26 protein-coding genes are annotated in these 26,421 nt (G+C 64.4%); 6 read left to right on the top strand and 20 right to left on the bottom strand.

From position 1 onward, the window contains the following. Positions 1-47 precede the first annotated feature (47 nt). The 14 genes from GPA25_RS01095 to GPA25_RS01030 form a co-directional block, all read right to left on the bottom strand. On the bottom strand, positions 48-431 hold the full coding sequence (locus GPA25_RS01095; RefSeq protein ID WP_169258487.1) for a NifB/NifX family molybdenum-iron cluster-binding protein: 384 nt from the start codon (positions 429-431) through the stop codon (positions 48-50). 14 nt (positions 432-445) lie between these two features. Then, the gene (locus GPA25_RS01090) at positions 446-880 is read right to left on the bottom strand and encodes a nitrogen fixation protein NifQ (protein WP_169258486.1); all 435 of its coding nucleotides are present in this window, start codon (positions 878-880) and stop codon (positions 446-448) included. A 1-nt stretch (position 881) separates the two neighbouring features. After that, positions 882-1,181, bottom strand: coding sequence for a ferredoxin III, nif-specific (fdxB, locus tag GPA25_RS01085; protein ID WP_169258485.1), 300 nt, complete (start codon positions 1,179-1,181; stop codon positions 882-884). 49 nt (positions 1,182-1,230) lie between these two features. Beyond that, complete coding sequence (locus GPA25_RS01080; RefSeq protein WP_169258484.1) at positions 1,231-1,422, bottom strand: CCE_0567 family metalloprotein; 192 nt, start codon at positions 1,420-1,422, stop codon at positions 1,231-1,233. 8 nt (positions 1,423-1,430) lie between these two features. After that, positions 1,431-1,907: a NifX-associated nitrogen fixation protein gene (locus tag GPA25_RS01075; protein ID WP_169258483.1), complete on the bottom strand. Its 477-nt coding sequence runs from the start codon at positions 1,905-1,907 to the stop codon at positions 1,431-1,433. Beyond that, positions 1,900-2,316 carry a nitrogen fixation protein NifX gene (gene nifX, locus GPA25_RS01070; protein WP_169258482.1) on the bottom strand — a complete coding sequence of 139 codons (417 nt, stop codon included), beginning with the start codon at positions 2,314-2,316 and terminating at the stop codon, positions 1,900-1,902. Before nifX ends, GPA25_RS01075 begins: the two co-directional genes overlap by 8 nt. Before the next feature lie 22 nt (positions 2,317-2,338). Beyond that, on the bottom strand, positions 2,339-3,724 hold the full coding sequence (gene nifN / locus GPA25_RS01065; RefSeq protein WP_169258481.1) for a nitrogenase iron-molybdenum cofactor biosynthesis protein NifN: 1,386 nt from the start codon (positions 3,722-3,724) through the stop codon (positions 2,339-2,341). Next, positions 3,717-5,135: a nitrogenase iron-molybdenum cofactor biosynthesis protein NifE gene (gene nifE / locus GPA25_RS01060; RefSeq protein ID WP_169258480.1), complete on the bottom strand. Its 1,419-nt coding sequence runs from the start codon at positions 5,133-5,135 to the stop codon at positions 3,717-3,719. Before nifE ends, nifN begins: the two co-directional genes overlap by 8 nt. A gap of 178 nt (positions 5,136-5,313) precedes the next feature. After that, a complete protein-coding gene (locus GPA25_RS01055) occupies positions 5,314-6,249 on the bottom strand; it encodes a transglutaminase family protein (protein WP_211162876.1) in 936 nt (311 codons plus the stop codon). Positions 6,250-6,251: 2 nt separating this feature from the next. Further along, positions 6,252-8,846 carry a circularly permuted type 2 ATP-grasp protein gene (locus GPA25_RS01050; RefSeq protein ID WP_169258479.1) on the bottom strand — a complete coding sequence of 865 codons (2,595 nt, stop codon included), beginning with the start codon at positions 8,844-8,846 and terminating at the stop codon, positions 6,252-6,254. Positions 8,847-8,870: 24 nt separating this feature from the next. Continuing rightward, on the bottom strand, positions 8,871-12,230 hold the full coding sequence (locus GPA25_RS01045; RefSeq protein WP_169258478.1) for a transglutaminase family protein: 3,360 nt from the start codon (positions 12,228-12,230) through the stop codon (positions 8,871-8,873). Between the two features lie 52 nt (positions 12,231-12,282). Next, the gene (locus GPA25_RS01040) at positions 12,283-13,011 is read right to left on the bottom strand and encodes a proteasome-type protease (protein ID WP_169258477.1); all 729 of its coding nucleotides are present in this window, start codon (positions 13,009-13,011) and stop codon (positions 12,283-12,285) included. Between the two features lie 77 nt (positions 13,012-13,088). Beyond that, complete coding sequence (locus GPA25_RS01035; RefSeq protein ID WP_169258476.1) at positions 13,089-14,054, bottom strand: alpha-E domain-containing protein; 966 nt, start codon at positions 14,052-14,054, stop codon at positions 13,089-13,091. After that, positions 14,035-15,471, bottom strand: coding sequence for a circularly permuted type 2 ATP-grasp protein (locus GPA25_RS01030; protein ID WP_211162875.1), 1,437 nt, complete (start codon positions 15,469-15,471; stop codon positions 14,035-14,037). Before GPA25_RS01030 ends, GPA25_RS01035 begins: the two co-directional genes overlap by 20 nt. A 235-nt stretch (positions 15,472-15,706) precedes the next feature. Between GPA25_RS01030 and GPA25_RS01025 the strand changes: the two genes are divergently transcribed. The 4 genes from GPA25_RS01025 (at position 15,707) to GPA25_RS01010 (ending at position 19,255) form a co-directional block, all read left to right on the top strand. Further along, a complete protein-coding gene (locus GPA25_RS01025) occupies positions 15,707-16,213 on the top strand; it encodes a TlpA family protein disulfide reductase (protein WP_169258475.1) in 507 nt (168 codons plus the stop codon). A gap of 115 nt (positions 16,214-16,328) precedes the next feature. Then, on the top strand, positions 16,329-17,441 hold the full coding sequence (locus GPA25_RS01020; protein ID WP_169258474.1) for a Glu/Leu/Phe/Val family dehydrogenase: 1,113 nt from the start codon (positions 16,329-16,331) through the stop codon (positions 17,439-17,441). 143 nt (positions 17,442-17,584) lie between these two features. Next, positions 17,585-18,223: a DUF47 domain-containing protein gene (locus GPA25_RS01015; RefSeq protein ID WP_169258473.1), complete on the top strand. Its 639-nt coding sequence runs from the start codon at positions 17,585-17,587 to the stop codon at positions 18,221-18,223. Between the two features lie 24 nt (positions 18,224-18,247). Further along, positions 18,248-19,255: an inorganic phosphate transporter gene (locus tag GPA25_RS01010; protein WP_169258472.1), complete on the top strand. Its 1,008-nt coding sequence runs from the start codon at positions 18,248-18,250 to the stop codon at positions 19,253-19,255. Between the two features lie 52 nt (positions 19,256-19,307). On the opposite strand, the gene GPA25_RS01005 is transcribed toward GPA25_RS01010, so the two are convergent. Then, complete coding sequence (locus GPA25_RS01005; RefSeq protein ID WP_343034784.1) at positions 19,308-19,844, bottom strand: DUF924 family protein; 537 nt, start codon at positions 19,842-19,844, stop codon at positions 19,308-19,310. Between the two features lie 92 nt (positions 19,845-19,936). Between GPA25_RS01005 and GPA25_RS01000 the strand changes: the two genes are divergently transcribed. Further along, positions 19,937-20,305 carry a hypothetical protein gene (locus GPA25_RS01000; protein WP_169258300.1) on the top strand — a complete coding sequence of 123 codons (369 nt, stop codon included), beginning with the start codon at positions 19,937-19,939 and terminating at the stop codon, positions 20,303-20,305. Positions 20,306-20,680: 375 nt separating this feature from the next. Here GPA25_RS01000 and tnpC read toward each other — a convergent pair whose 3' ends face one another. The 3 genes from tnpC to GPA25_RS00985 all read right to left on the bottom strand — a co-directional run bounded on the left by tnpC (position 20,681) and on the right by GPA25_RS00985 (position 23,020). Further along, positions 20,681-22,237 (bottom strand): IS66 family transposase, encoded by a 1,557-nt coding sequence (tnpC, locus tag GPA25_RS00995; RefSeq protein ID WP_169258470.1) that lies wholly within the window; start codon positions 22,235-22,237, stop codon positions 20,681-20,683. A 61-nt stretch (positions 22,238-22,298) separates the two neighbouring features. Further along, positions 22,299-22,628, bottom strand: coding sequence for an IS66 family insertion sequence element accessory protein TnpB (gene tnpB / locus GPA25_RS00990; protein ID WP_053420556.1), 330 nt, complete (start codon positions 22,626-22,628; stop codon positions 22,299-22,301). After that, positions 22,625-23,020: a transposase gene (locus tag GPA25_RS00985; RefSeq protein WP_211162874.1), complete on the bottom strand. Its 396-nt coding sequence runs from the start codon at positions 23,018-23,020 to the stop codon at positions 22,625-22,627. Before GPA25_RS00985 ends, tnpB begins: the two co-directional genes overlap by 4 nt. A gap of 529 nt (positions 23,021-23,549) precedes the next feature. Here GPA25_RS00985 and GPA25_RS00980 point away from each other — a divergent pair. Continuing rightward, entirely contained in the window at positions 23,550-24,275 is a 726-nt protein-coding gene (locus GPA25_RS00980; RefSeq protein WP_169258469.1) for a hypothetical protein, read from the top strand. Between the two features lie 246 nt (positions 24,276-24,521). On the opposite strand, the gene GPA25_RS00975 is transcribed toward GPA25_RS00980, so the two are convergent. After that, positions 24,522-24,869, bottom strand: a complete 348-nt coding sequence (locus tag GPA25_RS00975; RefSeq protein ID WP_169258468.1) for a 2Fe-2S iron-sulfur cluster-binding protein — start codon at positions 24,867-24,869, stop codon at positions 24,522-24,524. A 12-nt stretch (positions 24,870-24,881) separates the two neighbouring features. Next, a complete protein-coding gene (gene nifK / locus GPA25_RS00970; RefSeq protein WP_169258467.1) occupies positions 24,882-26,411 on the bottom strand; it encodes a nitrogenase molybdenum-iron protein subunit beta in 1,530 nt (509 codons plus the stop codon). Between the last annotated feature and the right edge of the window lie 10 nt (positions 26,412-26,421).

Genomic DNA, 26,421 nt, shown 5'->3' with positions numbered 1-26,421 from the left:
GGTCGTGCTGCGGCGACAGCGCAGCGCGTGTCCGCGGACGGCGTGATTCAGTGGCGCGAGAACAGGTCGCGCAAGCGGCACAGCAGCTGCGACGCATCCCAGCGCGGATCGGGCAGGGCCTCACCGTCGAGCACTTTGCGGATCGCGCCCTCGGCCTGCGTTTCGCCGGTCAGCAGCACCGTCACGCCGCGTTTCTGCATGCGCCGCAGGAAGCCGTCGCCGGCGCTGCGCGCGACCATCACCTCGACGGCGTCGAGCGGGTGCGGAGCGTCGGATTCCCAGTGATGAAACACCTGCGGGCGCGCGAGTTCGATGCGTTGCGCGGAGGGCAGCGCCGCGCCCGGCGTGCAGTCGTACAGCAGCCAGCGGGCGGCTTGGCCGGCATGCCCGGACACGTTGGCGAAGTCGTCGGTGGCGATGGCGATTTTCATGGGATGACTCGTGTTCAGGCGATGACGGCGAGCAAGGAGACGTCCTCGCTGCCGAAGCAATCGGCGTAGTGCGCGCACACGCCGCAGGAGGGGGCGCGGCACACGGCAATCCCGACCTGCTCGCACAGCTGCTTGTAGAAGAACTTCTTCCAGCGCATGCCATTCACGTTGCGCGCGGCGAGCGGCGCGAAGTGCTCGTGCAGCAGCGCCGACAGTTCGGCGCGCGACGGCAGGCCGAGGTCGTGCCACAGGTGGTCTTCGCCCATGCAGGCGCGCGCGACGCATTCCGCCAGGGCGATGACGGCCGGGTTGCAGCGGGCCGGTGCGCCGTCGAGCAGCAGGCGGCACACGTCGTGATATTCCTCGTGCCGCTCGCCCGGCGCGGCCATGCTGCCGCCGGGTTTCCAGCGCGCGTCGATCATCGCGAGGTAATCGGCCGCGGGGCGCATGTCAGAGAGCCTTGGGCGAGTAGGAAATGCAGCGCCGCGCGCAGTTGTTGTTGCACGATTCGCAGCCGACGCAGTTCTCCGGGTGGGCGACGTGCATCACCTTCTTCTCGTATTCGTCATCGTCGCCGTCGTCGATGGCGAACATCGCACCCTCGTCGTCGACGGCCATCAGTTGCAGCACGTCGCGCGCACAGGTCTTGTAGCAGCGGCCACAGCCGATGCATTTTTCGTGGTTGATCGCGGCGATGAAATTGGGCGTCCAGGCGACCCCGGACGGCAGGGTGACGGTGTAGTAAGACATCGATGGCTCCGTGAAAATGTCTGCGGCTTAGCGGCCGGTCGCGGTGCAGTCAACCGAGGGCGGCGAGTTGCTTGCGCGCCTCGGTCAGGCGGGCATACGCCTCCCAGGTCTTCTGCGCCTGCTCGGGAATGCGCTCCCACCCGATCGGCAGTTCTTCCGACAGGTCGTGCAGGTCCATTTTGGCCTGGGTGGCCTGGGCGTTGAGCTTCTTCACCAGCACTTTGAGTTCGTCGCTCGTCATCGCAGACCTCAACCGAAATTGGCTACATCGGGAAAACGGCCGATCAGTGCGGCGGCCTCGTCGACGATGCGGTCGCCGCCCTCGGCCAGTGCCTGCAGGCTGTCGAAGCCGAAGCGGTGGATGTCGCGGTGGTATTTCGAATAGGCGATCAGGCGCCCGACGACGAGGGTCGCGCGCCCGAAGCCTTCGTGATTGATCTTGATCATCGGCGCGGCAATGATGCCGGTCTTGCGCTCGATCGCGAGTCCTGCCGCGTTGTAGAACAGTTCGACGCGCCACAGCACGTCCGGGTCGGGATCGTCGATGATGGGGATGAGCTTGCGCGCTGCCTTGTCGACGATGTAGGGCATCAGTACCTCGGCGTCCGACTTGCCGTCCCAGCTGCCATAGGTGTCCTGCGCACGCAGCATGGTGACCAGTTGGCCGAGGAAGGGGGAGGCGCCGATGATCGCCTTGGCGGCGTCGGGAGTCATCACTTCAGACATGTTCGGCCTCGCTCTCGGTGTCGAAATCGAAACTGCGCTCCTTGCCCTTGAGCAGGGCCTTGCGCAGCCATGGTGGCGGCGTGCCCCGCAGCACTTCCTGCAGGCGTTCGACGATCCCGGCGATCGGCTGTGGCGTTGGCACCTTCACGGGATGCACGCGCAGGTTCACCACCTTCGCCGCCGCCGAACCACCGATCGCGGCGACGTACAGGATCGCGCAGTCGCGCACCGCGTCGAGTTTGGGCACCAGTTTGTCCTCGGTGCCGTCCTCATCGAGGTCGCCGGCGAATTCGACGACCTCGACGAGTCGGCTCGATTCGGGCTGCACTTCGTAGATCGCGATCTTCCTCGCCCAGCCGAAGTGGGCATCGACGTCGATCAGGTTTTCCGTTGCAAAGGCGACTTTCATGCCGAGTTCTCCCAGGGACGAATCAGTGACCAGCGCAAGCCGGCGCATCCACGGCCGGCGCGGAGGCCGCAGTGGCGTTGGCCCGCAGGCTGGCGGGGGTGATGTGCTGCTCATGTGCGTGCAGTTGCTCCATGAAGACATTGCCCACCTCGAAGATGAAATCGCGCGTGCCGCGATAGCCGACCGTGAGCTTGTGTGCGACGCCGAGCCGGTCGAAAGTCGGCAGTCCGGCGCGCAGGAGCGGAATGCCCAGCCGCGCCGCCGCCTGGCGGCCGTGCGAATGCGTCACCAGCAGGTTGCAGCCGGCGGCGTGGTCCTCGAAATCCTGCAGGTCGCCGATGCGCACCGTGTCGGCGGCGACGCGCGTCAGCACCGGTGCGTCCTGCGGCGCGACCGCGCACGTCACCTGCGCGCCCATGTCGGCGAAGAAGTGCGACAGCGCGTATAGCAGATCCGGCTCGGCGGCAATCGCCACCTTCTGTTCGCCGAAGTAGAAATGGCCGTCGAGCATCGCGTCCTGCAACTGGCTGCGCTGGCGCTTGTACTTGCTCGGCACCTCGTTCTCGGACAGGTCCGACAGCAGCGCCATGAAGGCGTCGCATGCGGCGAGCCCGTTGAGGCGCTCGAATACGCGGACGGGCACGCCGGTCTTCTTCTCCAGCAGTTCCGCCGCCGGGCGCATCTGTTCGCCGATCGCGATCGTCAGCGCGGACTCGCCCATGCGCTTGACGTCCTCCATGCGCGTGCCGCCCAGCGTGTGCGGCAGGAAGGTCTCGGGAATGTGGCCGTCGAGCGAGCCCGAGATGTCCGGCAGGATGATAGCCGTCAGGCCGAAGGCTTCGACCGTCTCGCGGATCTCCTCGAGGTCGCCCGGCGTCAGGTGGCAGCCGGCGAGGATGTTCACCTGCCACGGCGTGCGCACCTTGCTGCGCGGCACCAGCGCGTCGACCATTGCGGTGACGGCCTTCGCCCAGCCGTCCGAGAAGCCGCCGATGAAGTCCGGCGTCGGCGCGAACACCACCTCGGTGCCTGCGAGTTCGGCGTGCCTGTCGCGGATGGATTTGAGAAATCCGCCGACGTCGTCGCCCTTGGCTTCGGTGATGCCGGTCGAACACAGCCCGATCAGCGCCGGATTCGCGCGCTTCTTGATGTTCAGCAGCGCCTGCTCGATGTTTTCCTGACCGCCGAGGATCGTCGTCACCTCGCTCATCGCGGTGGTCTGCAGCGGAATCGTCTCGCGGAAGTGGCGCACGAACAGCACCAGCCCGAAGGCGGTACAGCCCTGCGAGCCGTGCAGCAGCGGTACCGCGCGGTCCATGCCGAGAAAGGCGAGCGCCGCGCCGATCGGCGCACTCATCTTGAGTGGATTGACGGTACAGGCTTTCTTGCCCGCAATGATCTCAGCCATGATGTGCAGTCCCCCGCAGTTCGAGTTCCTCGATCTCCCACGGCGCGGGCTGCTTCACCTGCGCCCAGATCGGGTTGTAGAGCGCCTTGTCGATCTCGGCGACGAGATTGACGATGCCGTCGTAGCCGGCCAGCGCGTGGTGGCGTTCCTGGTTGATCTCGACCCACGGTGTCTTGGCTTTCAGCGCGACGAACTGCGAGCGGCCGCCCGACAGCATCACGTCGGCCTTCGATTCCTTGAGCATCCTGTACATCTCGCGCGGCGGCAGCTCGTCGAACATGTGCGCGTCGGTGCCCATGATCTCGATGACCTTCGCGCGGTCGTTGTGCGTCGATTTGCGCATCGAGGTGCCGACGATCTCCATGCCGACTTCCTGCAGCGCCGATACCACGCTCCACGACTTCACGCCACCGGTGAACAGCAGCACGCGCTTGCCCTTGAGCCGTGCCTTGTAGTGCTCGAGGCGCGCCCACGCCCGGGCTTCCTCGCGCGCGATCAGCACCTCGGCGCGCGCCGGCAGGTCGGCCGGGGCGCCTCTCTCCACCAGCAGTTGCGAGATCTTGCGCAGGCAGTCCGACACGTCGGCGATGCCGTAGAAGCTGCCTTCGAAGAACGGGATGTCGTAGCGCTCGTGCATCTTGCGCGCGATGTTGATGAGCGCCTGCGAGCACAGCATGATCGCGGCCTTCGCGCGGTGCGAGCTGGCGATGTCCTTGTAGCGCGCGTCGCCGCAGAAAGTCGCCAGCACGCGGATGCCCAGTTCGTCGAAGAGCGGCTTCACCTGCCAGAACTCGCCGACGACGTTGTATTCGCCGATCAGGTTGATGTCGCACGGCGTCGTGAACTCCGGCTCCATCGTGCCGACGACGTGGTCGAGCAGCGCCTCGCCGCCCAACTTGTTGCCAAGGTTCTTGCTGCCGGCAAAGCCCGGTGCGTTCACCGGAATCACCGGCGTGCCGAACTTCGCGCTGGCCGCCCGGCACACGCCTTCGACATCGTCGCCGATCATCGCCGGCAAACAGGTCTGGTACACGAACACCGCGGGCGGATTCACCCTGTCGATGATTTCCTTGATCGCGCGGTACAGGCGCTTCTCGCCACCGTAGATGACGTCGAACTCCCCCATGTCGGTGGTGAAGCCGGTGCGGTAGGTCTGCGGGCTGGAGGAATAGACGTGGCGCGAATCCCACGAATTGCCCTCACAGGCGATCGGGCCGTGCACCAGATGGGCGACATCGACCACCGGCTGCAGCGCGATCTTGGCGCCGTCGAAAGCACAGCCGCCGGCCGCGGCACCCGGCGTCAGCGGCTTCTTGCAGCCTTCCTTGCGCGCCTTGTCGCTCTTGCCCTGATTGGTGGCGCAACCGGGTTCGATCAGCAGGCTGTCGATTCTCTGTTTCAGTGCGCTCATGGTGGCTTCCTGTCTGCGCTTGTGGCACAAGTGTCGGGGACAGGAATCCCATTGCACGAACGGTGCCAGTTATGAAAGCCGTTTTGAATCAGTGTGTTGGGGGGGCGCCGCTACGCCGTGTCGGGCTTGAGACAGGGCGTTTGTACGAAAGGCGACAGCGCCCGACAGCCAGGCCGGATCAGCGCCGCTTGCGTGCAGGCGCGGCTGCGGCGGGAGCCTCCGCGTCGTCGTCGAGCGGCGTCACCGTCACGCCAACTTCCAGCGTGTGTTCGCCGCCACCCTGAATGACGCCGCGGACCGGCGACACGTCACCAAAGTCGCGCCCCCAGCCGAGGACGATATGGCTTTCGTCGGCGAGACAGTTGTTGGTCGGATCGAACTCGATCCAGCCCAGCTGCGGAAAGAAAACCGCCACCCACGCGTGCGACGCATCGGCGCCCACCAGGCGCGGCTGTCCCGCCGGGGGATCGGTGCGCAGGTAGCCCGACACGTAGCGCGCCGCCAGCCCCTGCGAGCGCAGGCAGCCAATCATCAGGTGCGCAAAGTCCTGACACACGCCGTGCTTCTTCTGCAGCACTTCGAGCACCGAGGTACCGACTTCGGTGGCCTCGGGATCGTAGCGAAACTCGCGGTGGATGCGCTCCATCAGGTCGCGGGTGGCGTCCAGCAGCGGCCGCCGCGGGGCGAAGGAGGGCGTCGCGTACTCCTCCAGTTCGCGCTTGACGCGCACCCCGGGTGATTCGAAGAGCATGCGCTGTGCATCGATCGTCGCGTCCGCGACCGGCCTGGCATGGTAGCGCAGCGCCTCGCGGACGCTTTCCCAGGATGCCTGGGGCTCGACGCCGCCGTGCCACGGGCGCGGCTCGACGCACAGTGTCACTTCGCTCGTGACATGCAGGTGCTCATGCGGGACGGCCAATTCGATGCGGTGCACCGGATTGCCGAACGCGTCCTCGCCGTCAGCCTGGCTTGTCGGCATCGGTTTGATGCGCAGCGTGTGTGTTTCGACATGCTGCCACGCGCAGTCGCGCGGGGCGAGGTGCAGCAGATGCCGCGCCGTCTGCACCGGCGCTTCATAGTCGTAATCGGTAGTGTGGGCGACGTGGTAGCGCATTTTCAGGCCGACATGACGCGCGACGTGGCGACAACGTGCGTGAAGAAACGCGCCGCGATGCGATTGGACAGTACGCCGGCGGCATCGTGCAGCAGCCGCAGGTGGCCCGCGAGTTCGGTGCAGCCGCCGCAATTGATGCACTGCTGCTCCGTCGCGCAAGGCTCCGGACGTCCGCGTTCCAGATCGAGCAGCGAGAATCCGCTCACCGCTTCGCTCGCACGCCGGAAGGCCGCGATGTCGAGTTCAACCTCCACGTCGGTGCTTTCAAAGCATTGGCGCTGCAGCGGTTCGAGGTAGCGCAACAGCATTTCGGCCTGGAACATCACCGAATGCGGGTTGTCCGGATCGAAGACGATGAGGTCGAGCGTCGGCAGCAGGTCGGGCGTGCGCAGGTAGCGCTGACGATAGATTTCGGTGCTGTCGCCCAGTTCGAGCAGGCTCTCGATGCCACCCGGGTTGCCGATGCAGTCGTCGAGAAAGCGCGCCACGGCGAGCGCGCGACACTGCATGCGTTCGATGCGCCGCCCCATCATCAGGAATTGCCAGCCGGCGTCGCGCGTCATGTCGTCCATCGCAAATCCGGCCAGCGAGACACAGTTCAACAACACGCGGTCGAGCGTCACCGGCAGGCTGGGGAGGGCGACACCGGCGCTGGGCGGGTGGCGCAGGATGTCCTGCAGGCGGTTGAGCGAGTGCCAGTGATCGAGCGACAAGCGGTCGCGTACCTGGGTCGCGGCCCACAGGGTACGGCGCAGGGTATTGGAGAGGCTGCTGGCGAGTTCGCTGCTGTGCACGCCCTCGACCAGTCTTCGCCCGGTCGATCGCCCTTTCTCGTCGGGCAGCAAACCGAACAGTTCGCAATAACGCAGTGCCGCCGCGAGCTGCCCCGGCGGGCTGACAAGGGGCTGACCGGCCTTCGCATGCTTGCGTGGCGCGGACGAGTCGCCTTCCTCGAACAGGCGCTCGCAGGCCATGCGCAGCAGTCGCGCGGTGTTTTCCACGCGCTCGCCGTAGCGCCCCATCCAGAACAGGTTTTCCGCCGTGCGGCTGGCCAGTTGCGGCGTGGCGCGGACGATGTCGCGGGCGCCGAGTTCGCCTTTCAACATCGTGAACTGGCTCACCGGCAGGTCCGACAGCACCCAGGTATCTTTCGACGAGCCGCCGCGCTGCATCGACAGGATGTCGACTTCGCCGCCGCCGGCCACGCGGGTCAGGCCGCCGGGCATCACGCGCCAGCCGTCAGGGGTAATGACGGCATACACGCGCAGGCCGATGGCGCGCGACAGCAGTCTGCGGTCGAGGCCCGACGAAGTCGCCGGCGGCAGCGTGGGCGCCTGCGACAACTCGACCAGCTCCTGTCCGACGTAGGCATGCGGGCGCTGACGCAGGCGCGAGATCCAGCGGGCCTTCTCGGTGGCGCTGAGGGTGCGTCCGAATACCGGCTCCATGTGCTGTGACGGATAGGCCGGCTTGATCACCAGCGTATCCAGATGTTCGGTGACATAGTCGAGCGCGGGCGTTTCGCCGCACCACCAGCTGGCCACCGCCTGCATCGCCAGCGGTTCGCCGAGCAGATGTTCGGCCAGTTCCGGCATGAAGGCGAGCAAGCCTGCCGATTGCAGCACGCCGCTGCCCAGCGCATTGGCGAGCAGCACGCGGCCCGCGCGCGCCGCCTCGGCCAGACCCGGCACGCCGAGCGAGGATTCGCCGCGCAGTTCGAGCGGGTCGGCGTAGTCGTCGTCGAGCCGGCGCAGGATCGCGTGCACGCGTCGCAGGCCGGTCAGTGTCTTGAGGTAGACCGTGTTGCCGCGAACCGTCAGATCCTGCCCCTCGACCAGCGGAAAGCCCAGATAGCGAGCCAGGTACGACTGTTCGAAGTACGTCTCGTTGTACGGCCCCGGCGTCAGCAGCACGACGAACGGCGCCTCTCCGGCGTCCACCGGCGCCCAGTGGGTGAGGCTGTCCTGCAGATGGCGGAAAAAGGCCGCCAGGTGATGCACTTGCTGATCGCGGAACAGATCGGGAAACAGCCGTGACACGATGAGCCGGTTTTCCAGCGCGTAGCCGGCCCCGGACGGGACTTGCGTGCGGTCGGCGATCACCCACCAATTGCCGTCCGGCGAACGTGCGAGGTCGGCGGCGTACACGTGCAGGAAATGCCCGGAGGGCGGCCGGCTGCCCTGGCAGGACCACAGGAAACCGTTGTGACCGTACACCAGCGCGGCCGGCAGCGCGCCGCTGCGGATCAGCGTTTGCGGGCCGTAGAGATCGGCCAGCACACGATCGAGCAGTGCCGCGCGCTGGCTCACGGCGTGCTCGATGTGCGCCCATTCGGCCGCCGGCAGGATGAAGGGCAGCGGATCGACCGTCCACGGGCGGTCGGTGCCGCGCGGATCTGCGTAGATGTTGTAGGTCGTGCCATTTTCGCGGATGCGCTCGGACACGAACATCTGCCGCGCGCGCATCTGATCCGGCGTCGAGGCGTTGAGGGCGTCGAACAGCGGTCGCCAGTGCGCCCGCAAACCCCCGCCGGCGGCCAGCAACTCGTCGTAGCGGCCGGTCGGGCGGGAGTAAAGCGAAAGCAGCGTGTGCGGCATCTTCGGGTGGCGGAGCAGGACCGGTCAGAATGCGCGCAAGTCTAGCGTGAAGGGGAAGGTGGCGTTGGGTTCGCAAGGAGGCAGGTGTGCAAAAGTGCCTGCCCCCGGCGTGTGACCGAAGCGGAAGAAGCGTGCCAGGCGGCGGCTTTCCGCTTCGAAGGCATTGACCGGGAAGCTGTCGTAGTTGCGCCCGCCGGGATGGGCGACGTGGTACTGGGCACCGCCCAGCGAGCGCTGCATCCAGGTATCGACCAGGTCGAACACCAGCGGCGCATCGACGCCGATGGTCGGATGCAGGCACGAGGCCGGTTGCCATGCACGGTAGCGCACGCCGGCCACCGCCTCGCCGACGGTGCCGGTCGTTTGCAGCGGCAGCGGGTGACCATTGACCGTCAGCGCGTAGCGGTCGGGCGGCATGCCGCGGACCTTGACCTGCAGGCGTTCGAGCGAGGAGTCGACATAACGCACGGCACCGCCCGCGGCGCCTTCCTCGCCCATCACATGCCACGGTTCGAGGGCGTGCCGCAGATCCACTTCGATGCCGCGCACGGCGAAGTCGCCGACTTTCGGGAAGCGGAACTCGAAGTGCGGCGCGAACCATTCCGTTTGCATCGGAATGCCGAACGCATTGATCTCCTCGATCACGTCGGCAAAATCCTGCTCGACGAAGTGCGGCAGCAGGAAGCGGTCGTGCAGTTCGGTGCCCCAGCGCACCAGCCGCGGCGGCGCATAGGGTTGCTGCCAGAAGCGCGCGATCAGGCTGCGCAGCAGCAACTGCTGGGTGAGCGACATGCGCGCGTGGGGCGGCATCTCGAAGGCACGGAATTCGAGCAGGCCGAGGCGGCCGGTCGCGGTGTCCGGCGAGTACAGCTTGTCGATGCAGAACTCGGCACGGTGCGTGTTGCCGGTGACGTCGATGAGCAGGTTGCGCAGCAGCCGGTCGACCAGCCACGGCGGACACTGCCCGGCGGGTTGATCACTGAGACCGCGCAGCCGCTCCATCTCGCGGAAGGCAATCTCGATCTCATAGACCGAATCGTTGCGCGCCTCGTCGATGCGCGGCGCCTGCGAGGTCGGTCCGATGAAGAGTCCGGAAAAGAGATACGACAGCGAGGGGTGGTTATGCCAGTAGCTCACCAGGCTGCGCAGCAGATCCGGCCGCCGCAGGAAGGGCGAATCGTTCGGCGTGGCGCCGCCGAGCACGAAATGGTTGCCACCGCCGGTGCCGGTGTGGCGACCGTCGATCATGAACTTCTCGGTCGACAGCCGCGACTCGCGCGCCGCTTCGTAGAGGTGCGTCGTGCGCTCGACGAGTTCATCCCAGTTGCTCGCCGGGTGGATGTTCACCTCGATCACGCCGGGGTCGGGCGTGATGCGGAAGTGCGTGATGCGTGGGTCCGACGGCGGCTCGTAGCCTTCCAGAATCACCGGCTGCTGCAGCTCTGCCGCGGTGGCCTCGACGGCGGCGACGATGTCGAGATAGTCGTCGAGTGCGTCCGTAGGCGGCATGAAGATATACAGCGTGCCCTCGCGCGCCTGCGCGCACATCGCCGTGCGCGTGACCCAGTCTGCCGACTCCCCCGCCTGCGGCACGCGTCCGGACGAAGCTTCGCTGCCGGCTGCCGGGTGCGCGTCGGTAAGCCGTATGGCGGCACCCGAAGCCGCATCCTGGCGCAGGTCGGCGTAGCTGCGCAAGGGCGGGAAGCTCTGTGTCGGGTCGGGTTGATGCAGATAGGGGAAATCGGTCTTGCGCACCCAGGGCTGCGAATCGAGCGGCAGACGATAGCCGAGGGGCGAATCACCGGGAATCAGGTAGCAGCGCTCGCTGCGCAGAAACCACTGGCCGCTCATCCATCGTCCCGCGGGGGATTTCGCCACCGGCAGCACCGCGCCGACGGCGCTGGACAAACCCTGTGAGAACACGCGCGCCAGGCGCTCGCGCTCCATCGGCTCGTCGAGCCGCGCGTCGAAGGGATTGACGTTCGCCGGCAGGCGCCGTTCGCGCCACAGGTAATACAAGGCGTCCTCGTAGGCATCGAAGACATGCTTCGGATCCAGCGCCAGGCGCCCGGCCACCGCGCACAGGAAGCGATTCGCAAGCGCCGCGTCGGCTGTCCCCGGGTGGCGCTCGTCGGCATACAGCGCGGTGTCGCTCCACATCGGCTCGCCGTCGCGCCGCCAGTATGCGTTGAGCGACCAGCGCGGCAACTGCTCCCCGGGATACCACTTGCCCTGGCCGAAGAACATCAGCCCTCGCGGTGCGTACTTGTCGCGCAGCCGGTGATACAGGTCGGTCGCCAGCACGCGCTTCGCCGGCCCCAGTGCGGCGGTGTTCCACTCTTCGCCATCGGGGTCGTCGACCGAGACAAAGGTCGGCTCACCGCCCATCGTCAGGCGCACGTCGCTACCGAAGAGCTTGGCGTCGATCTCATGGCCGAGCGCCTCGATCGCCGCCCATTGTTCCTCGCTGTACGGCTTGGTGACGCGCGGCGCCTCCCACACGCGCTCGACTTTCATCGCGTGCGCAAACTCGCACTCGCACTCGTCGACCTCCCCGCTGATCGGCGCCGCCGACGACGGCTCCGGGCTGCACGCCAGCGGGATGTGGCCCTCGCCGGCAAACAGGCCGGAGGTCGGATCGAGTCCGACCCAGCCCGCCCCGGGCAAATAGACTTCGCACCAGGCGTGCAGGTCGGTGAAGTCCGCCTCGGGGCCGGAGGGGCCGTCGAGCGACTTGACGTCGGCCGTCAGCTGGATCAGGTAACCGGACACGAAGCGCGCGGCCAGCCCCAGATGGCGCAGCAACTGCACCAGCAGCCACGCCGAATCGCGGCACGATCCGCTGGCCTTCTGCAGTGTTTCCTCCGGCGTCTGCACGCCGGGTTCGAGGCGGATCAGATAGCCGATGTCCTTCTGCAGTTGCGCATTGAGCGCGACCAGAAACGGCACCGTGCGCTGTTTTTCGCGCGAAATGCCCGCAAGATATGCGGAGAATTTATCGCCGGCAGCGGCCTTGTCCGCGACCTTCTCCAGGTAAGGCTGCAACTCGTGCCGCTGGGCGTCGTTGTAGGCGAACGGAAAGTCCTCCGCCTCCGGCTCGAGGAAGAAGTCGAAAGGGTTGTGCACCGCCATCTCGGCGACCAGGTCGACCTCCACGCGGAATTCGCGCGTCGGTTCCGGGAAGACGAGGCGGGCCAGGTAATTGCCCTGCGGATCCTGCTGCCAGTTGATGAAGTGATTTCCCGGCAGCACCCGCAGCGAATACGACAGGATGCGTGTGCGGCTGTGCGGGCACGGTCGCAGGCGAATCACCTGCGGGCCGAGGTTCACCTGCCGGTCGTACTGGTAGTGCGTGACGTGGTTCAGGGCGACGTGGATCGACACGGCAGTTCTCCGTTTGCTTCAATTCAAGGGGGCGAATGAGTCGGCACGGCGCCTACAGCCACTCGGGATTCGGCAGTTCCGTGAACGCCTCTCGCAGCCGCTCGCCCCACTGGCCGCGAATCTGGGCGTAGTAGGTGTTGTCCTGGCCGATCGATATATGCGACTTCACCGCGAGGGCGTCGCGCTCGATGACGCACAGATCGAGCGGCAGGCCGACCGACAGGTTCGAGCGGATCGTGGAATCCATCGACACCAGCGCACATTTGGCGCCATCCGAAAGTGTCGTGGTGCGCCTGACGATGCGGTCGACGATCGGCTTGCCGTACTTGGCCTCGCCGATCTGGATGTAGGGCGTGTCGTTGGTGGTTTCGATGAAATTGCCGGCCGCGTAGATATGGAACAGGCGTGGCGCTTCGCCACGGATCTGGCCACCGATGATCAGCGAGGGGTTGAAGTCGACGCCGAATTCCTTCAGCGCCGCCGCATCGCGTCGGTCCACCTCGCGCACCGCCTCGCCAACCCGGCGTGCGACTTCGAACATGTTGGCGGCGTTGTAGAGGTTCGGCGATTCGGCACTGGCAAGGTGCTCATTGAGAAGATTGATCACCGACTGACTGACCGACAGGTTGCCGGCCGTCATCATCACCAGCACGCGCTCGCCGGTGCGTTCCCACACCGTCATCTTGCGAAAGGTATTGACGTGATCGACGCCCGCGTTGGTGCGCGAATCGGACAGAAAGACGAGCCCCGCCTCGAGGTTCATCGCAACACAATAGGTCATGGTCTTCGCTCGCAAAAAAATGTGCGGGCCGTCGGTACGACCGGCCCCGGAGGGCGGTGCGCGGGGAAACGCCGGATTCAACTGCCGACGAGGAAATCCTTGCTGATGCGCCCGCCCAGATCGCCGACCCGTTCGATGAAATCATCCAGCCACGCGTGCAATCCCATTTCGAAAATGTCCTCCATGCGCCCGTACTGCAGCGAGGCGTAGATCTGCCCGGCGCGGCGCAGGGTTTCGTCGGACCGGTTGTTGCGCACGCGGTCGAGAATCGTCACGACGCCGTGCAGGCACGAATGCAGCGCGCGCGGCAGGTCATCGCGCAGAATCAGCAGTTCCGCGACGCGCTCCGGCGTAATGGCGTCGCGATACACCTTGCGATACACCTCGAACGCCGACACCGAGCGCAGCAGCGCGCCCCAGTGGTAGAAGTCGTTGGCCCCGACCAGCTCTTCGCCCTGTTCCTGGCTCTGCTGCTGCCCGGCGCTGGCCAGGCTGTGGTACTTCACGTCGAGGATGCGGGCAGTGTTGTCCGCGCGTTCGAGCAGGGTGCCGAGGCGGATGAACTGAAAGGCTTCATCCTGCAGCATCGTGCCGAACATTGCGCCGCGCAGCAGCGAGGCGCGCTGCTTGACCCAGTCGAAGAAGGCCGCGATGCCGCCCTGGTTGATCTCCACGATGCTCAGCCTGCTCACCTGCAGCCAGGTCTCGTTGATCGTCTCCCACATCTCCGCCGTGAGCGTGCCGCGCACCGCATGCGCGTTCTCGCGCGCGCTGCGCAGGCAGCTGTAGATCGACGAAGCATGCGTATCGTCGCGCACCATGAAATGCAGCACGTTCGCCGCGGTGATTTCGCGGTGCCGCTTGGCGTACGGCGCTTCCAGGCTGTTGAGCACCAGCACCGCATTCCAGCTGCTGCGCTCGGTCTGCGCATCGTGCGGCACCAGCGACATCTGGTAGGTGACGTCGAGCAGGCGCGCCAGATTCTCGGCCCGCTCGGTATAGCGGGCCATCCAGAAAAGATGATCAGCGGTGCGGCTCAGCATGGCCATTCTCCAGAACCCAGGTATCTTTCGTGCCGCCGCCCTGTGACGAATTGACGACCAGCGAGCCGTCGCGCAGCGCCACGCGGGTCAGGCCGCCGGGCACCAGCGACACCTCCTTGCCCGAGAGCACGAACGGCCGCAGGTCGATGTGGCGCGGGGCGATGCCGCTGTCGACGTAGGTCGGGCAGGTCGACAGCGCGAGCGTCGGCTGGGCGATGTATTTTTCCGGATGGGCGATCAGCGCCTGCCGGAACTGCTCGATCTCCGCCTTCGTCGCCGCCGGTCCCACCAGCATGCCGTAGCCGCCGGCGCCGTGGACTTCCTTCACCACCAGATCGGCCAGGTGGTCCAGCACGTATTTCAGGTCATGCCGCTCGCGGCAGCGCCAGGTCGGCACGTTGTTGAGGATCGGTTCCTCGCCGAGGTAGAAGCGCACCATCTCGCCGACATACGGATAGATCGACTTGTCGTCCGCGACGCCGGTGCCGATCGCGTTGCACAGCGTCACCCGGCCGGCGCGATAGGCTTTCAACAGACCCGGCACGCCGAGCATCGAATCCGCGCGGAAGGCCTCCGGATCGAGGAAGTCGTCGTCGATGCGGCGGTAAATCACGTCTACGCGCTTCGGCCCGTGCGTCGTGCGCATATACACCACATCATGGTCGATGTAGAGATCGCGCCCCTCGACCAGTTCCACGCCCATCTGCTGCGCGAGGAAGGAGTGTTCGAAATAGGCCGAGTTGAACGCCCCTGGCGTCATCACCACCACCGTCGGATCATCGACGCCGTTGGGAGCCACCGCACGCAGCGTCTCCAGCAGCAGGTCGGGGTAATGCTCGACCGGCGCGATCTTCTGGTGTGCGAACAGTTCCGGGAACAGCCGCATCATCATCTTGCGGTCCTCGAGCATGTACGACACGCCGGACGGCACGCGCAGGTTGTCCTCCAGCACGTAGAACTCGCCTTCGCCGGCGCGCACCACATCGACCCCGGCAATGTGCGCGTAGATCCCGTTCGGCACCTTGAAGCCACGCATCTCCGGGCGGAATTGCGCGTTGTTGAGCACCTCTTCGGGCGGAATCTTGCCCGCGCGTAGGATGTCCTGCCCGTGATAGATATCGTCGAGGAACATGTTCAGCGCCTTGACGCGCTGCTTCAGTCCGGCACGCAAGGTCTTCCATTCCGCGCTGGGAATGATGCGCGGGATGGTGTCGAAGGGAATCAGCCGCTCCGTCCCGGCTTCCTCGCCATACACCGCGAAAGTGATGCCCAGGCGGCGAAAGGCCAGGTCGGCTTCGGCACGCTTGCGTGCCATCAACTCGGGCGGCAAGGCGTTTGCCCAGGCTTCGAAGTGGGCATAGTGCGGCCGGGTTGTGCCGGCGGTATCGTGCATCTCGTCGTAGAACGTCGGCGTCATGATGATTCAGTCCAGAAACGTTTCAACAAGTATCAGCGAATACTGTGCCAGTGCGCGGATTGCCGTATTTTCAGAGTATTAGACTGCTAATGGGAAAAATGCACCAGTAATGCGCACCAAAGGCGTGCGTGACGCTCCGGCGCTGTGCGGCGCATGCACGGCCCGCCGCGGAAATTGTGCCGGCGGTTGCCGTGTCCCTGTCGAGCAATGGCGATCGGCTGGTAAACTCTTCCGCATGAAGACACTTTATTCCCTCCTTCTGTGCCTGTCCCTGCTATCGACGACAGCGTCAGCCGCCACGCCGGGCGAGGTGCCGGTCGGCGGGATCCTGCGCGAGGCCCCGATGCAGGGCCTGTCGGGCAACTCGACGCTGCTGTCCGAATACCGCGGCAAGCCGCTGATCATCAATGTGTGGGCGAGCTGGTGTGCCCCGTGTCGCGAAGAAATGGGATCGCTCGACCGCCTCGCGCGCCGCCACGGCAAACACTTCAACGTAATCGGTATTTCGACCGACGACTACAGCGATCGTGCCAAGGCCTTCCTGCAACAGGCCGACACGTCGTTCCCGCACTTCATCGACAGCAAGCTGTTCCTCGAAAACATGCTCGGTGCCGACCGACTGCCCCTTACCTTGCTGATCGACGCGCAAGGACGGGTGCTGCACAAGGTCTATGGTGCCAAGGAGTGGGACAGCCCGGAAGCCGCCGAAGCGATCGGCAAGGCCTTTGGCATCAAGCTGTGATGATGTGAACGCAGTTTTTGCATCGGGTGCCTGATCCGGCCGTTCGGGCTGGATCAGGGCGGCCGCTTCGCCCCGGCGACGCAGGGGCTTGATCGACCGGATCATGGGGATTGCAATGAGCGACGAATTTCGCTTTGCGGACGAGTTGGGCCCGGCCAAAGTCATCCATGTCCATGAGCCGGCGATCGGCCTGAAGGCCGTACTGGTGGTCGACAACGTTGCCGCCGGACCGGCGATCGGCGGCGTGCGCATGGCGCCCGACGTCAGCACGGAAGAATGTTTCCGCCTCGCGCGCGCGATGACCTTCAAGAACGCCGCCGCAGGGCTCGCGCATGGCGGCGGCAAGGTGGTGCTCTACGGCAACCCGAAAATGCCCGTCGCCGACAAGGAACGCCTGATCCGCGGCCTGGCGTGCGCGCTCGGCGATATCCGCGACTACATTTTCGGTCCCGACATGGGGACCGACGAGACCTGCATGGCGTGGGTCAAGGACGAAATCGGTCGCGCCGTCGGCTTGCCGCGCGAGTTCGGCGGCATTCCGCTGGACGAGATCGGCGCCACCGGCTGGGGCGTTGCCAACGCGGCGGAGGTGGCGCTGTCTTACTGCAACTTTCCGCTGGCCGGCGCGCGCGTCGTGATCCAGGGCTATGGTGCGGTGGGCAGGCATGCCGCCCGCTTTCTGGCGCAGAAAGGGGCCGTCCTGGTCGGCGCGTCGGATTCTCGCGGAACGCTGTTCGATCCGGCGGGCATCGACCTGGCAGTGCTGGATCTGCTCAAGGCCGACGGGAAATCGGTGCTCGACTACCCCCGCGGGGTAAAGTCGGGTCGCGACGCGGTGATCGACCTTGAATGCGACATCTGGATTCCCGCCGCCCGTCCCGACGTGGTGCATGAAGACAATGTCGGTCGCCTGAAAACGCGTCTCGTCATTCAGGGCGCCAACATCCCGTTTACGCGGGCCGCGGAGGAATATCTCCATCACCACGGCGTACTGTGCGTGCCCGATTTCATCGCCAACGCCGGCGGGGTGATCTGTGCCGCGGTCGAATATCGCGGGGGTATCGAAACCGCCGCGCTGGACACGATCGCCGAGAAGGTCCGGCGCAACACCCGCGAGGTACTGGTGGCCGCCACCTCACGCAGGCTGCTGCCGCGCGACGCGGCGCTGGAACTGGCCGGGGCGCGTGTCCGAAAGGCAATGTCCTTGCGGCGCTGGAGGGCGTCCTGAACCGGGGGCGCGGTCGGATCGCCGCCGCCGCAACGTCGTAAGCCATGTACACGGTTGCGGCGTTTGGCATGGGTCAAGAAGTCTGCTTACCGCCGGTGGTAGAATCCGCAGCTATTTTTATCCGCCTTCAGGCACATACCATCATGTTCTCCCGCTTCATGCCCCGAGAGGGACAGTTTTTCAAGCTTTTCGACGCCCATGCCGACGAGATCATGATCGGTGCCAAGTCATTGGCCGCATTGATGCAGGCAGTCGGCAAGGACGAAGCTCTGGTCGCCAGGACCATCGCCGACATCGACGAAACGGAAACACGGGCAGACACGCTGACTCACGACGTGATGGCGCTGATGCACTCCACCTTCATCACGCCGCTCGATCGCGACGAAATTCATCAGCTGATCTCGCGCATGGACGACGTGCTCGACACCATCCAGGACGTCGCCGAGACGGTCTCCCTGTACGACATCGTCGAGGTCACCGAGGAGGCGCGCAAGCTCGCCGACCTCTCCCTGTACTGCGCCGAGCGCGTGCGCTCCGCGGTGGTCCTGCTGTCGAACATGGACAACGGCCACGAAATCCTGCGCATCTGTCGCGAAATCTCCAGTTTCGAATCCGATGCCGATCGTGTCCTGCGTACGGCTCTGTCGCGCCTGTTCCGCGAGGAGCAGGACGTCCGCCAGGTGCTCAAGATGAAAGGCGTGTACGAACTTCTCGAATCGGTCACCGATCGCTGCAAGGACGTCGCAAAAATCCTCGAGGCCGTCGTTCTCGAAAACTCCTGACCTGCGATCTCCCCGGAAAACAATATGACAACTCTGGAGATCAGCCTCGCCACGGTGATATTCCTCGTGGTGCTGGCACTGCTGTTCGACTTCATGAACGGTTTCCACGATGCGGCCAACTCCATCGCGACGGTCGTTTCGACTGGCGTGCTCAAGCCGCATCAGGCCGTCGCCTGGGCCGCATTCTTCAACGTCCTCGCCATCGTCGTCTTCCAGCTGAAGGTGGCGACGACGATCGGCAAGGGCACCATCGACCCCGCCATCGTCGATCACATCGTCGTCTTCGGCGCACTGGTCGGGGCGATCGTGTGGAACGTCATCACGTGGTATTACGGCATTCCGTCGAGCTCGTCGCACGCATTGATCGGCGGCCTGGTCGGCGCCGCGGTCGCGAAGGGCGGCTTTGATTCGCTGCTCGCCGGGGGCCTGATCAAGACCATCGCCTTCATCTTGGTGTCGCCCCTGCTGGGTTTCCTCCTCGGGTCGATCCTGATGGTCGCGGTGTCGTGGATCTGCTTCCGCACCTCGCAGCGCAAGGTCGACAAGTGGTTCCGCCGCTTGCAGCTCGTGTCGGCGTCGCTGTATAGCCTCGGCCACGGCGGCAACGACGCGCAGAAGACCATCGGCATCATCTGGATGTTGCTCATCGCGGCCGGCATCAGCCAGAGTTCGGACCCGGTGCCCACCTGGGTCATCATCGCCTGCTATCTCGCGATCGGCATGGGGACCATGTTCGGCGGCTGGCGCATCGTCAAGACCATGGGCCAGCGGATCACCAAGCTGAAACCCATCGGCGGCTTTTGCGCCGAAACCGGCGGTGCGATCACACTGTTCCTCGCCACCGCGCTCGGCATCCCCGTGTCGACCACGCACACCATCACCGGCGCCATCGTCGGCGTCGGCTCCTCGCGCAAGGTCTCGGCCGTGCGCTGGGGCGTGGCGGGCAGCATCGTCTGGGCCTGGGTCCTGACGATCCCGTGCAGTGCGCTGATGGCCGGTCTTGCGTGGTATCTCGGCAGCATGATTCTCTGATCGGTCTCATAGAGAAACGGCCCGCCTCGCGGGATTGCCGGACCGAACGGGTCTAGAAACGCGAACCCGGCTGCTTCAGGAACTCGACCTCGTCCGGGGTCGATTCCCTTCCCAGTACTGCATTGCGATGCGGATAGCGCCCGAAGCGCTCGATCACCGCCTTGTGCTTCAGCTCGTAGTCCAGGTTGTCCCGGATGGAATTGCGTTCGAACAGCTGCACCGCAATCTCGTGGATCTTCAGCGACTCGCTGTGCATGAAGGGCATGTACAGGAAGCTGCGCTCGACCGGCCGCAGCGCCTGCTCCGCCCCTGCCGCGATGGCCTCCTGCGCGAGCACCAGCGCCATCCCGTCACAGGCGAAGGCCGCCGCAGAGTCGCGGAACACGTTGCGCGAAAACTGATCCAGCACGATCACCTCCGCCAGCCGCCCGGACGCCGTGCCGCGCCACTCGAACAACTCGCCGCGCGCGGCCTGCGCGTGCACGTGACCGAAGCGATCAGCGACCAGATGGTCGAACGTTGCGTCCTTCTTCCACCATTGCGCCGGCGACGCCTCGTCGAACCAGAATTCCAGGATATCTCGGTACACAGCGTTGATCTCTCGTGTGCGCCGATTCTGGATTGGCGCGCCGGTCGGGGCAAATCTCGACGTCATGCCCTCTATGATTGACGTATAAGATCATGTTCCTTAGGCTTGTTGGTTTAGAACAATCGCTTACACTGCAACGCGTTCCGGCGTATGCGTCACTGACAAGGGTAATCGTCACTCTTGCCGTCTACAGCACATTGGGCAGCAATCACGTCATCATGAATATTCGTCGTGCTTTTTTTAAGCCTCGAGGGAGAAACCGTATGCTAAAAAATATCTTCAATCGTCAGAAAGGCGAAGCTGAAATAGCGTTGCTAATAGGCATCGCCTGCGTTGCCGCCTGGCTCACCCATCTCTATGTTTGTTTCACTACGGCAAAGTGGGGGTTCCTCATTGCGGGAGCCATCTTCTTTCCCGTTGCAATCATTCATGGTTTCGGGGTTTGGTTGGGTATTTGGTGAATTAGAACACAAGAGATCAAACGCACGTCATCGAAAGTTGGCGCCTGCAAGACGGCGACATTTTGCCTAATACTGCCTCCAAGGGACGCTGCACAATAATGCCCCGCAGCGCCCCTGAGCTTGGACGTTGGACGTCACAATCTCCCCACGTTGACCGGATCGAGCTATGAACTTCTCTCGCGCTCGTGCTATCGCCTACGCGTTTGCCGCTATTGCACTCGCAGGCGCCACCACCGTTGCTCATGCTCAAGCCTCCTGGCGTGTCGACAGCAGAGGGGCCAATGGACCTCTTGCCCAAGTGGCGCTACCAGACGCCGGTACCAAAAGAAGAACGTATCCAACCGGCCATCTCATCTTGACGGCCGGTAACGCGGATCAGCAGGCGCGAGATTGGGGCTGCCAGCGATGCGGCAGCAATTCGCTGATCCGGCTGACCGGTTGGGTCGGCAGCCGGGCGAGGACGTCCTTCAGATAGGCATACGGATCGTGGCCGTTGAGCTTGGCCGACTGAATCAGGCTCATGATCGCCGCCGCCCGCTGGCCGGCGCGCAGGCTGCCCGCGAATAGCCAGTTCCCACGGCCGAGGGCCACCGGCCGGATTCGATTCTCGATCCAGTTGTTGTCGATCGGCACCCGGCCGTCGTCAAGATAGTGGGTCAGTGCCACCCATCGATTCAGGCTGTAATCGATGGCCTTGGCCGTCGCCGAACCGGTTGGCACGCGTTGTCGTTGCGTCATCAGCCAGGTATGCAAGGCATCGGCGATCGGTCGCGCTTTCGCCTGTCGTATTCGGAGCCGTTCATCGGCGGTCAGGTCGGCCACGTCGCGCTCGACGCCATAGATCTGGCCGAAGATCTCGAGCGCTTCGCCGGCAATCTGGCTCTGGTGGTTGGCATGCAGGTCGAAGAAGCGTCGCCTCGCATGGGCCATGCATCCTGCTTCGGTGATCCCGTGGGCAAACAGGGCGTTATAGGCCGCGTAATCGTCGCAGACCAGTGTCCCTCGCCAGTCGCCGAGGAAGGCTTTCGCGTGCTTGCCCGCCCGGCTGTCAGCGAAGTCGTAGATCACCGCCTTCATCGTTTCGAAGACCGGCGTGCCGTAACTCCATAAATACGCCCGATGCGTCTTGCCGGCACCGGGATTGAGCATCGCCACCGGCGTCTCATCGGCATGCAATACCGGACGCTCGAGCAACGCCTCCTTGAGCGCGTCGACCAGCGGTTGCAGCGCGACGCCGGTTACGCCGACCCACTGGCCGAGCGTCGAGGGCGGAATCGTCATGCCGGACCGATCGAGGATGCCGCTCAGCCGATACAAGGGTTGATGATCGGCGAACTTGGCGACCATCACGTGCGCCAGCAGGCCGGCGGTCGGAATGCCCTTGTCGATCACTTGCGCCGGCACCGGGGCCTGGAACAGCGTCTCGCACTGGGCACAGACCCACTTGCCGCGAATGTGCCGCTCGACGGTGAAGACGCCCGGCGTGTAGTCGAGCTTCTCGGCGATATCCTCGCCGATGCGCTTGAGCTGACAGCCGCAGGGGCAGGTCCTCTGCTCCGGTTCGTGGTGGATGTCGTGGCGTGGCAAATGCGGCGGCAGCGGCTGCCGACGCGGCTTGGCTTTCTCGTCCGGTGGCTTCGGACTCGACAGCTGTTCGAGTTCTGTTTCGATTGCGGCGAGGTCGGTGTCGACGGTTTCCTCGAACAGTCGCGCCTGCTCGGCCGACAGCTGCTCGGATCGGGCACTGAACCGCCAGCGCTTGTGCAACGCCAGTTCATGCGTGAGCTTGTCGATCTTGGCCTGACGCCAGTTCAGCTCGTGATCCTTCTGGCCGATCAGCGCCGCTTGCTGGCTGACTTCGGCGGCCAATTCCTGCACCAGGTGGCGCAGTTCATCCGCATTCAGTTCGTCAAGCCGGGCAGGAAGAAGCATGCGGGCATGATGCCCGCCCTGATGCTCGTTGGCTATTAGGGTAGGTCAGAATTGCCGCGGCTCACAGCACCCGGATGATGCCGTCGTCGCCGATCCGCTGCCACGGCAGCCCCAGCACCAGGGCGTCGAACTGCGCCCGACTCAGCGTTGCCGTCGTCTCGCCGGCCGGCCAATGGAAGCGCCCCTGTTGGAGTCGGCGCGCCGCCAGCCAGATGCCGAAGCCGTCATGGACCAGCACCTTCATTCGGTTGCCTCGACGGTTGGCGAAGAGGTAGGCATGGTGCGGCCGCGCTTCACCGAACACCTGAACCACCCGACCCAGCACCGTGTCGGTGCCGGCCCGCATGTCCAGCGCCTGCACCGCCAGCCAGACCGCGTCGATCCGGATCATCGAAGCCACTCACGCAACCAGGCGCCGCATTCGCCGGCCGCCTGCACAGGCCACTCGATGCGCACCGTCGTGTTGCCCCGGCAAAGCTCGATGCGGATGTCCGGGGGCGATGCCGGCGCAACGTGGAGCGGAACAAATTCGGAAACGGCAGCCTGCAATTCACCCCGCCGCACGCTTTGGCCTGGCGGCCTCACGCCGCGCTTGGCCATCCATTTCCTCACCAGGTTGGCATTCACGCCGTTGGCCAGCGCCACCCCAGCCACCGACGCGCCCGGCTCGCCGCACGCCTGAACAACCGCCTGCCGAAATTCCTCGCTGTGCTGCCGCTTCTGGCGTTGCGGTTTCGCAATCTCCATGATGGTGTCCACGATCAAGTTGATGGTGGACACCATCCTCCTCAATCGCGGCGCTCCATCACAGATGACTTCCCCGGGTGCTTACGGAAGAACAGCGTTAATCGTATTTGAGTACGCACGCCGATGTGACCCTATCTTCTCGTTTGCCGAGGTCACTGGGAGCCGTCTCGGTACCCCAATCAGTCAATCAGTCTTGAACGACTCGAAGATCGGGGTGGTTCTGAATGGAAAGTTCCATACTTGGCACGCTGCCATGACCAAGTATGACAATGGATACGAGGCAGGTTTCGGTGTCACGAATGACGTTCTGCTGCAGTTCCTCGTCAATCTGGACTCTCTCGAATATGTCACGCCATATGGTGAGCGAGTGCGTCTCCCGACAATGGGATTCCGGGAGTCGGTGCAGTCAGCAATAGACTACTGCCGCAAGAGAGTAAATTGACTCCTCATACGCATCTCGCGCGGTGCCGCCCAACATTCCGTTCGGGGCAGCCAGCCAGCTTCGCTGTCCGTCTGCCCCTGAACTTCGATAGGCCGCGTAACTGCGCAAGTTGAGACACCCGTCGTGAAAAACCCTGCCTGCTACTTGAGCGGCTACTCTCCCTGCGACGCCAAATTGAGCGGAGATCACCTCATTTCGAAGAGTCTCCTCTCTCAACTCGGGGACAACGCTGTATATATTGAGGGCCTGCCTTGGTGCAAGGGCTTGAAGCGAGTCGGTGTCAACAGCATTACGGGACGCGTTCTATGTCGTTTGCACAACAGTCAGCTGTCGGACTTCGATTCGTCAGCCAGCCTGTTGTTTCGCTGTCTGCATCAGCTGCCCAAACGCATCGTGGAAACCGAACAACGCGAAGAATGCGTTGTAAATGGTCTGAACGTTGAAAGATGGATGCTCAAGACTGCCGCAACTCTGCTCGCGTCGGGAAACGCAACAAGGAACGGCCAAGTCATTCGGTCAAGCCTCAATCCGACGTGGCCAAGCATACTTATGCGGAAGGCGGACTTCAGCGAGGGTTGCGGTCTGTTCCTGGAACGCCCGGCGTGCGGCACCACTGAGATGATGCCCGAGTTCACCATTCGCCTAAACTGGATGGATGAAGAGTGCGTCGGGGTCACCACTTCATTCTTGGGGTTCGTATTTCACCTGCATACGAAAAGAGTGGAGTCTGGCTCAGACTACCTGTATCGCCCCGGCGGAATGATCTTTCAGAGGGGAAACGTCGAGAAGGTCATGGCAATTCACTACGGAAGTGCGCAGTGCGGGCAAGCTCCTATCATCAAGGTCTGAACGGCCATCTCATGAGTCAACAAGACGCCCGGTAAGCGGGGCGCTTAGCATCGTGCGTCGCAGTGCGGGCGCCTGTTGCGTCCACCTTGTGCGTCCGCTACGCACACGATCAAAGTGTCGGTTTCGGGTTGTCTGTGGTAGTTCCGGATTTCGGTGTCGCCAAAGAAAAACGGCCCACCTTGCGGGCGGGCCGGGCGGCAAGCGACGCGGAGAGATCGCTGGATGCCGTGAGCGGGGTTCAGGCGCTCAGAACTTCACCACGATGTCCTCGTCGAGCAGCATGTACTGGCAGGCCAGTCGGTAGCGCGGCGCGAGGTCGAGGAGTTCGAGTTCGTCGAATTCCGACTTCTTGAGCTTGCCCGAGGTCAGCAGCGTGAGCTTCTCCTTTTCGGTGACGTGCACCGCCATCGGCGGCTTGTTGCCGATGTGGATGACTTCGACCGTGCAAGAGCCGCACTCGCCTTTTTCGCACTCGCAATCGATCTCGACGCTGTGGTGCTTGGCGACGCCGAGGATCGTCGTGCGATCCCCGGCAGCCGCATAGACCGTGACGTCCTTGCGCATCTTCGGTGAGCTGAAGGTGATGTTGGGCATGCCGGGTTCTCCTTAGCGCACCAGATCGAAGCTGGCCGAATCGGTGGTCGTCGCGTCCAGGGTGTCGAAGATCTTGTCGAGGATCTTGACGAGGACGTTGAGACCGCCCTGGTAGCCCCAGATCGGGAAGCGGTGATGGTGGTGGCGGTCGAAGATCGGGAAACCGATACGGATCAGCGGCGTATCCGTGTCGCGTTCGAGGTACTTGCCGTGCGAGCTGCCGATCAGGAAGTCGACCGGCTCGGTGGCGAGCAGCGAACGCATGTGCCACAGATCCTTGCCAGGCCAGGCCTTGCCTTCTTTGCCGAAGGGGCTGGCCGCGAGCAGTTCGGTGATCTTCGCGGTCCATTCCTTGGTGGCGTTGGTGCACACGATATGCACCGGCTCGGCGCCGAGTTCGAGCAGGAAGGCGGTGAGCCCGAGCAGCATGTCGGGGTCGCCGAACAGCGCGAACTTCTTGCCGTGCAGGTAGGCCTGCGAGTCGGTGATGGCGTCCACCAGACGGCCGCGCTCCGTTTCCAGCGAGGCGGGGATCGCCTGGCCGGTGAGTTCGGCGACTGCCATCAGGAAGGCATCGGTGCCGGCGACGCCGACCGGGCAGTGCAGCGAGATGGTCTTCTGTCCGGCCTTTTCCACATACTCGGCGGACTTGACGGCGGAGATGCCCTGCATGAAGACGGTGCCTTTGGCGTTGAGCGCGGCGTCCATCTGTTCGGCGGTGGTGCCGCCGGCATACATGCGGAATTCGCCGTCGGCCGGGGTATCGAACACCTCGGACGGGTCCGAGATGATCGTCGCCGCGACGCCCATTTCCTTCATCAGGCGCTTGATCTCGCGGTTGTTGGCGACGCAGTAGCCGTCGAAGCCGCCGTTGATGTTGATCGCCGGAGCGGACGTTTCAACCCGCGTCTTGCCTTCCCAGAAGTTCGTCAGGAAGCCCTTGAGCATGTTGTCGTAGCCGGTGACATGGCTGCCGACGAAGCTCGGGGTGTGCGCGAACGGCACGCGGAAGTCTTCGGGGATCGAGCCTTTCGCCTTGGCCGTCTTGATGAAGCCGTCGAGGTCGTCACCGATGACCTCCGCCATGCAGGTGGTCGACACCGCGATCATCTTCGGCTTGTACAGCGCGTGGGCGTTGGCCAGGCCATCGACGATGTTGTTGAGGCCGCCGAACACCGCCGCGTCTTCGGTCATCGAGTCGGACACCGCCGAACACGGCTCCTTGAAGTGACGGTTGAAGTGCGAGCGGAAGTAGGCGACGCAACCCTGCGAGCCATGCACGTAGGGCAGGGTGCCTTCGAAGCCCGACGCGCACAGTACCGCGCCGAGCGGTTGGCAGGCCTTGGCCGGATTGACGACGAGGGCTTCGCGCTTGAAGTTGATCTCGCGGTATTCCATCGACTTGGTCCAGTCGGCGATTTCCGTGACCTTGGCCGCGCCGCAGCCGCCTTCGAAGCCCTTCTTGCGCTCGAAGATCTCCTGATATTCGGGCTCCCGGAACAGGTCGGAGTGGTCAAGTACCTTGTCTGCACTCTGAGGCATGATGAATCTC

It is taken from the genome of Aromatoleum diolicum (assembly GCF_012910955.1).
Classification (GTDB): Bacteria; Pseudomonadota; Gammaproteobacteria; order Burkholderiales; family Rhodocyclaceae; genus Aromatoleum; species Aromatoleum diolicum.
This window is presented reverse-complemented; position numbering and strand designations above follow the sequence as displayed.